Below are 8,557 nucleotides of genomic sequence, written 5' to 3'. Positions count from 1 at the left end.
CCGCCCGACGCGCGGGCCCGTCAGTACAAGGACTTCGATGCCTGCCTCCTCACCGGAGAGCAGGGCATCGTGACCGGCGCGCCGGCCGCCCCCGTGTGGGAGGGGATGCAGGAGGCGTCCGGCGACACCCAGGTGCGGGTCACCTTCGTGCCCGTCATGGGGGAGCAGTCGGCGGTCAACGCACAGCCGTTCTTCAACGGTCTGATGCAGCGTCAGTGCGATGTCGTCCTGGCGTCCGGTGCACCGCAGGTGAAGGTCACCGAGGACGGCGCCAAGAAGTACCCGAAGGTCCGGTTCGTTGTCGTTGACGGCACAAAAGGCGCCGGGAATGTCGCGCTCGTGACCACCGGCAAAGACCTCAAAAGTGCGGTAGCGGACGCTGTCAGACAGGCCGTCAGGGACGCGGGACTCTAGCGGCCACCCGCGGGTTCCGACCGGCGTGCAACGATTCCGTAAAGCACCCGTTCGCAAGTGGAACTGCTGTGCGCACTTAGGGCAGGCTCACGAAGCTTTGTAGGCATCGTGTAAACAGAGGCTCGCCCATGCGCATACGTTGGGTCCGTAGCTCTCGGCTGTCTCCACCGGGTCGTACCGGTAGACGACGCAGGCTGAGGGCTACGGCTCTTTTCGTCCTAGTCTTCTTCTCCTGCATGCTCACGACCGAGACGGCAATGGCCACCGGGGCCACCCTCTCGCCGCTGCGCATGCCCGAACTCTCCCTCTCCGGACTCTGGAGATGGGCCAACGAGAACCCGCTCGACACCCCCGACCAGCAGGGCGGCACCGCCCGCGGCAAGGGGCACCACGCCTCGTCCGACGCCACCAGTGCCGAGGGTGACGCCGGGCGCAAGCCCGGCAAGGGCAAGGGTGAACTCGACCCGTTCGAGCGGCACACCGACAAGCCCGAACCCGCCACCAGCGGCACCGCCGCCGGCAACGCCAAGAGCTTCGACGCCCGCACCAGCAAGCGCGACGCGAAGAAGTCCACGGCCACCTCGGACTTCTACGTCAACGCCGACGGCTCCACCACGGTCCGGCACTTCAGCGGCCGGGCCAACTTCAAGGCCGCGGACGGCACCTGGAAGCCGATCGACAGCCGGCTGACCGAGGACACCGACGGCAGGCTCCAGCAGCGCGCCAACTCGCTCGACATCGAGTTCGCGCCGGACGCCGCCGATCAGCAGCTCGCCTCCGTCGACTTCGGCGCCGGGCGTTCCTTGGGATACGCGCTGCGCGGTGCTTCCCAGGCCGAGCCCACCGTGGCCGCCGACGGCACGGTGACCTACGCCGGCGTGCTGCCCGACACCGACGTGGAACTCGTGCCGCTCGCCGAGGGCTTCAAGGAGAACATCGTCCTGCGCTCCCCGCAGGCGGCGAACTCCTGGACCTTCCCGCTGGCCGTGAAGGGGCTCACCCCCCGCTTGGCCGCCGACGGCGACGTCGAGTTCACCGACGCGAACGGCAAGGTCACCGCGACCATTCCGCACGCGTACATGGAGGACTCGAAGATCGACCCGCGCTCGGGCGACGCCGCCCAGTCGCGGGCCGTCACCTACGAGCTGGTCACCGTGGACGGCAAGCCGGCGTTGCGGATGACCGCGGACCGTGCCTGGCTGGATGCCCCCGAGCGGGTCTACCCGGTGACCGTCGACCCGACGGTGACCGCGTCCAACTCCACGTACACGCAGAACACCATCTCGGGTGACCACTCCACCGAGACGCAGATCAAGGTCGGCTCGTACGACTCCGGCACCAACAAGGCGAACTCGTTCCTGCAGTTCTCCTCGCTGGGCACCACGCTCGCGGGCAAGCGGGTCACCGCCGCCACCCTGAACGTGTACGCGCTGTGGTCCTCGACCTGTGCGGCCCAGGCGTTCTCCGTGCACCCGGTGACGCAGTCCTGGACACCGTCCGGCGTCACCGCCTACCCCGGCCCGACGTACGGCGCCGCCATGGGCTCGGCCACCCCCGCGCCCGGCGCGTCCTGCTCGAACTCCTCCGGCTCGGCGAGCGTCGGCGTGAAGATGCCGGTCTCGCTGTCGACCACCTGGTTCAACCAGGTCGCCGGTGGTGCCGCCAACTACGGTCTCGCGCTCACCGCGCCGACCAACGACATGCTCCACTGGAAGAAGTTCCACTCGGACAACTCGGCGACCGCCGGATTCCGCCCGGCGCTGGAGCTGACCTACACGGCCAACACGGCGCCGCAGGTCAACGCCCAGTACCCGCCGGAGAACTTCCAGGCCAACACCCTGCAGCCGGAGCTGCTCGTCTACGCGAGCGACGCCGACAAGGGGCCGAGCCCGCTGTCGTACACCTTCGAGGTCTACGACGCCGACAGCGGCAGCACCACGCCCGTCGTCACCTCCGCCGCGCTCACCAAGGGCAACTGGAAGATTCCCGCGGGCAAGCTCAAGTGGAGCACGAACTACGAGTGGCTCGTGGGCGTCAGCGACGGCACCACGGAGGTCGTCGAGTCCGGCCGCTTCACCACCGCCGTGCCGCAGCCGCCGGTGACCTCGGGCCTGTCGATGAACACCGACGGCCACGAGTTCGACCCCTCGGACGGCAACTACACCACCGAGGACACCGACGCCGATGTGGAGGTGGTCGGCCCGTCCCTGGAGATCGACCGCTCCTACAACAGCCTCGACCCGCGAGTGGACAGCGCCTTCGGCGCCGGCTGGTCGACGGTCGTCGACATGAAGGCGGCCGAGGTCAAGGACCCCTCCGGTGCGATCACCAGCGTGGTGATCACCTACCCGGGCGGTGAGCAGGTCGCGTTCGGCCGGAACACCAACGGGACCTTCGTGCCCCCGCTGGGCCGCTACGCGCGTCTGGAAGCGGTGACGACCCCCGCCGTCGGTTACAAGCTGACGGACAAGGACTTCACCGCCTACTCCTTCACGCAGGCGACCACCAAGGCCGGCGTCTACGCGATATCCAGCATCGAGGACTTCGCCGGCCGCGCGGAGACGTTCGCGTACGACGCGAACAAGCGGCTGACGAAGATAACCAACGAGACGTCCAAGCGGTCGCTGACCCTCGCCTGGTTCCAGCCGGCCGGAGCCACCGCCTGGCACGTCCAGACGGTCGCCACCGACCCGTCCACCGCGGGCGACTCGGCCACGGCCCAGACCTGGCAGTACGGCTACACGGCCGACCAGCTGACCAAGGTCTGCCCGCCGGCCGACTGGACCAAGTGCACGACGTACACGTACGCCACCGGCAACCACTACCGGACCACGGTTCTCGACGCCGACCCGTTCGCCTACTGGCGCCTCGGTGAGACGTCCGGCACCGTGGCCGCCGACGCGATCGACGCCAACCAGGGCCAGTACAACGGCACGTACAAGAACGTGACCCTGGGCAGCTCGTCCGTGCTCGCCGGTTCCACGCAGAAGACGGCCACCTTCAACGGCACCACCTCGTACGTCGAGATGCCCAGCGCCCCCGGCGCCACGCCCTCGTACACGTCGGTGTCTCTGTGGTTCAAGACGACCACGGCCGGCGGTGTCCTCTTCTACTACGGCGACAAGCCGCTGAGCGACCCCGATCCGGTCGCCAACACCACGAAGAACACCCCCGCGGTCTACGTCGGCATGGACGGCAAGCTGCGTGGCTGCCTGGCGATGTCGCCCGGCTGCATGTCGACGATCACGTCCACCGCGACCGTCACCGACGGTCAGTGGCACAACGCCGTCCTCACCGGCATGGCCACCAGCCAGACCCTGTACCTCGACGGCGTCTCGCAGGGCTCCCTCAGCGGCACCATCAACGACTGGGTGCAGCCCTACATCAGCCTCGGCGCCGGTGTGAACACCGACGGCTGGCCGTCGATGAACCCGAACGACCAGCTCGGGCACTTCACGGGACAGATGGCCGAGGTCGCCGTCTTCGCCGAGCCGCTGCCCGCCTCCGTGATCGCCACGCAGTACCAGGCCGCGAAGCGGTCCGCCGGGCTGCTGCAGACGATCACGACGCCGAACGGCAAGACCCAGGCGTCCGTCGTCTACGGCACCACCGACGACCGGGTCCTGCAGGCCACGGACGGCAACGGCGGCACCTGGAAGCTCAACCCGGCGACCATCACCGGCTCCTCGCAGGTCTACCGCTCGGCGGTGATGGGCTCCGCCCCGGCCGGCTACTGGCGCCTGGACGACACCCAGGGCGCGGCGCAGGCCGCCAACGAGATCCACACCGGCTTCGGCACGTACAACAACGTGACGCAGGGTGTGGAGGGTCCGTTCGGCGCCGGCGATGTCACGGCGGCCATGTTCGACGGCACCAGCTCCTACGCGGAGGTGCCGTTCGGCGTCTGGCACAACAAGCCCGACCGATCCGTCGAGCTGTGGTTCAAGACGGCCGAGCCGGGTGTGCTCGTCTCCGACCAGCAGAAGGCCATCAACGACCCCGCCGGGGTCACCGGTAGCTGGAACCCGCTGCTGTACGTGGGAGCCGACGGCAAGCTGCGCGGCCACTGGTGGAGCGTCTCCGGCTCCGGCACCGCGGACTTCGGCTCCACGTCCGTGGTCACCGACGACAAGTGGCACCACGCGGTGCTCTCCGCCGCCGGAACCACCCAGACGCTGTACCTCGACGGAGTCAAGCAGGCCGACTTCGCCGGCGCGGCCAAGGACCAGACCAACGCCCGCACCTACATCGGCGCCGGCTTCGCCAAGGGCTGGAACAACGCTCCCGGTGACATCAGCTACTTCACCGGCTCGATCGCGGACGTCACGGTCCACTCCAAGGGCCTGACGGCGGCCGACGTCGCGACCCACTGGTCGGCGTACAAGGCGTCGTCCGGTGTCGCTCCGGTGCGGACGGTCACGCTGACCGATCCGACGAACAAGACGCTGACCTACGTGTACGACGCGGAGATGGGTAACCGTCTGCTGGCCGCGATCGACACGGAGGGCAAGCGGACGACGTACGGCTACGACACGGGTGGCTTCCTGCACACCGTGACGGACGCCAACGGCAACCGTTCGATCACCGGCCATGACGTCCGGGGCAACGCGGTCTCGCAGACCACCTGCCAGGACACCGCGGCCAACAAGTGCTCGACGGAGTACATGACGTACTTCCCGGACGCGACGACGGCGTTCCCGCCGATGGACCTGCGCAACGACCTGGTGCTCACCGAGCGCGACGGCCGTTCCGCAAGCCCGACGGACAACACCTACCTGACGTCGTACGCGTACGACACGGCGGGCAATCTCCTCTCGGTGACCACGCCGCCGGTACCCGGGCATCCGAACGGGCGGACCGCGTCGACGACCTACACCACCGTCGACACGGTGGCGATGGAGGGCGGCGCGTTCAGGGCGCCTGCGGGTCTGGTCGCGGAGGTGACCACGGCCGGTGGGAAGCGGACGTCGTACACGTACTTCGCCAACGGTGACCTCGCGCAGATCACCGACGCCAATGGCGGCAAGGTGAAGTACACGTACGACAACCTCGGCCGGCAGCTGTCCAAGACCGAGGTGAACGACGCCAACCCGGCGGGGATCACGACGTCGCAGACGTACGACAAGAACGACCAGGTCGTCACCGAGACCGACCCGAAGGTCACCAACCGGGTCACCGGTGCGGTGCACCAGGCGAAGACGACGACGGCCTTCGACGCGGACGGCAACATCCTGTCGCAGACGGTCGCCGACCTGACCGGTGGTGACGCGGCGCGTACGACGTCGATGACGTACGACGCGCACAACATGCTGGCGACCAGGACGGACCCGGGCGGCGACACCACGTCGTTCGAGTACGACGCGTACGGCAACAAGACGAAGGAGACGGACCCCGCGGGGAACGTCAACACCTACACCTTCGACGCCGAGAACCGTCCGCTGACGACGAGCCTGCTGAACTACACGGGCGACCCGAACAGCCCGTCGGCGCCGACGACCCTGGTCCAGGAGTCGCGGGCGTACGACCCGGCGGGCCGGCTGGCGTCGATCACCGACGCCATGGGCTGGGTGACGGCGTACACGTACACCGACGACGGTCTGTCGGCGAGCGTGGTCCGCAAGGACCCGGTGTCGGGCAAGTCGTTCACGGAGCAGGCGAACACCTACGACGCGGCCGGCAACCTGATCGAGCAGATCACCGACGACGGTCAGAACCGCACCACGTTCACGGTGGACGCCGCGGACCGTACGACGACGTCGGTCCTCGACCCGAACGGGCTCGCCAGGACGTCGACGGTCTCCTACGACCCGGACGACAACGTGGTGTCCGAGACGGAGCGCGACCCGACGACGGGTGACGTCTCCACGACCGACACCCGGTACGACAACCTGGGCAACGTCACGGGCAACACCGTCCACGACGGCACCACGGCCCCGGTGGCGCGCTGGAAGCTGGACGAGACGACCGGCTTCTCGGTCGGCGACTCCTCCGGCGCCAACAACACCGGTACGCACGGCACCGGAATGCACTGGAGCACCGAGCGGGGCGGCAGCGCCGTCTTCGACGGTGACACCAACTCCTACGCCCAGACGCAGGGGTCGGTCGTCAACACCGGCGGCAGCTTCTCGGTCGCGATGTGGGTGCGGCTGGACGACAAGACGGCCAACCACACCTTCCTGTCGCAGGACGGCACGGTCGGCAACCCCTTCCAGCTGTACTACTCCACGGCCTACGGATGGACCTTCAACCGTTCGTCGGCCGACATGTCCGGTCCCACCCTGGCCCGAGCCACTTCGGGTACGGCGGCGGTGACGGCGGGGACCTGGACCCACCTGACCGGCGTGTACGACGCGGCGGCGGGCAAGATCCGGCTGTATGTCAACGGATCCCTGATCCAGGAGACCGCGTTCACCTCCCCCTGGGACGCGACCGGTCCGATGCAGATCGGCCGCCGCAAGGCGAGCGGTGTCTACGCCGAGTACCACAAGGGTGCCCTCGACGACATCCAGGTCTACGGCGAGGCGCTGACGGCGTCCCAGGTGTCCGCGGTGAAGGGCGGCACGCTCCCGGCAGCGGGCAGCTCGGTCCGTTCCACCTTCTGGAAGCTGGACCAGCGTGGTCTGCCGCTGTCGATGACGGATGTCGACGGCAACGTCACCGACTTCGGCTACGACGAGGCGGGCCAGCAGACGTCCGTCACGGAGCCGGCGGTCAACGCGGAGCAGAACGGCGGGACCCCGGTCTCGATCCGTCCCGTGTCGATGACGGGCTACAACACCTTCGGTGAGGCGACGGAGTCGTCGGACCCGCTGGGCAATGTGACGGTGACGGCGTACGACGCCGAGGGCCAGGAGTCCTCGGAGACGTCGGCGAACTACACGGCGCCCGGTTCCTCGACGCCGCTCAAGGCCACGACCTGGAACGAGTACAACAGGCTCGGGCAGGTCACGGCCGAGGTGGACACGCTGGGCGGTCGCACCACGTACACGTACACGCAGCTCGGCGACCTGGCCTCGGTCACGGAGCCCGGCGGCGGTACGACCAAGTACACGTACTCGACCAACGGTGACCAGCTGTCGGCCACCCGGCCGAACGGCGCCCGTGAGGAGACCACCTGGGACTACCTGGGCCGTCCGCTGACCAGCACGGACATCGTGCGTCAGCCGACGCAGCGGGCGTTCACGGCGATCAACGAGTACAACGCTCCGGGCGGCGAGCTGTCCCGGACCGTGTCGCCGACCGGCGTCACGGAGTCGTACAAGTACAACTCCGTGGGCGAGGTCATCGAGGCCACGGACGGCGCCGGCAATGTGTCGACGTTCACCTACGACATGGACGGCCAGGTCCTCACGGCCAAGGAAGCGGACGGCACCAGCACCAAGAACACGTACAACGGGTTCGGACAGCTGAAGTCGATCCAGGACCTGGACGCGGCGGGCGCGGTGCTGCGTACGTCGAGCTCGACGTACGACCGTGCGGGCAACCCGGTCTCGCTGACGGATGCCAGGGGTCACACGAAGACCTTCACGTACGACGCGACAGGTCTGATCACGAAGGCGGTCGAGCCCGTCTCGGCCACCGAGTCGATCACGACGACGTACGGCTACGACGCGGGAGGCAACCGGACACGGTTCACGGACGGCCGGGGCAACGCGTTCCTGACGACGTACAACTCGTGGGGGCTGCCGGAGTCGCAGATCGAACCGTCGACGCCGGCACATCCGAACCTCGCGGACCGTACGTTCACGACGACGTACGACCTCGGCGGGCGCGTCAAGGAGATGCGCTCTCCGGGTGGTGTCGTCGTCTCGCACGAGTACGACGTGAAGAGCCGGCTGATCCGTCAGACGGGTACGGGTGCGGAGGCCGTCACGGTCGACCACACCTACGACTACGACGCGGACGACCGGGTGACGGCCGTCGCGGGTGCCGGCGAGGAGAAGAACACCTTCTCGTACGACGACCGCGGCCTGTTGCTCACCGCCAACGGGCCCTCGGGTGCCTCGTCCTTCGCCTACAACGGCGACGGGGCGATGACCACGCGGACCGACGCGTCGGGCACGTCGACCTACGGGTACGACACGGCCGGCCGGCTGAAGACGGTCAGCGACGGGGCCACCGGCACCGCGATGACCTACGACTA

At 68.4% G+C, this 8,557-nt stretch carries 1 protein-coding gene and 1 pseudogene; both read left to right on the top strand.

Annotation, left to right across the window (positions count from 1 at the left end; translation table 11 throughout):
• Positions 1-414, top strand: a pseudogene (locus ACZ561_RS40010) (BMP family ABC transporter substrate-binding protein); the annotation flags it as partial.
• Between the two features lie 236 nt (positions 415-650).
• On the top strand, positions 651-8,557 hold a 7,907-nt coding region (locus tag ACZ561_RS40005; RefSeq protein ID WP_471005077.1), incomplete at its 3' end, for a LamG-like jellyroll fold domain-containing protein.

This window comes from Streptomyces sp. NPDC039609, from assembly GCF_055596705.1.
This window is presented reverse-complemented; position numbering and strand designations above follow the sequence as displayed.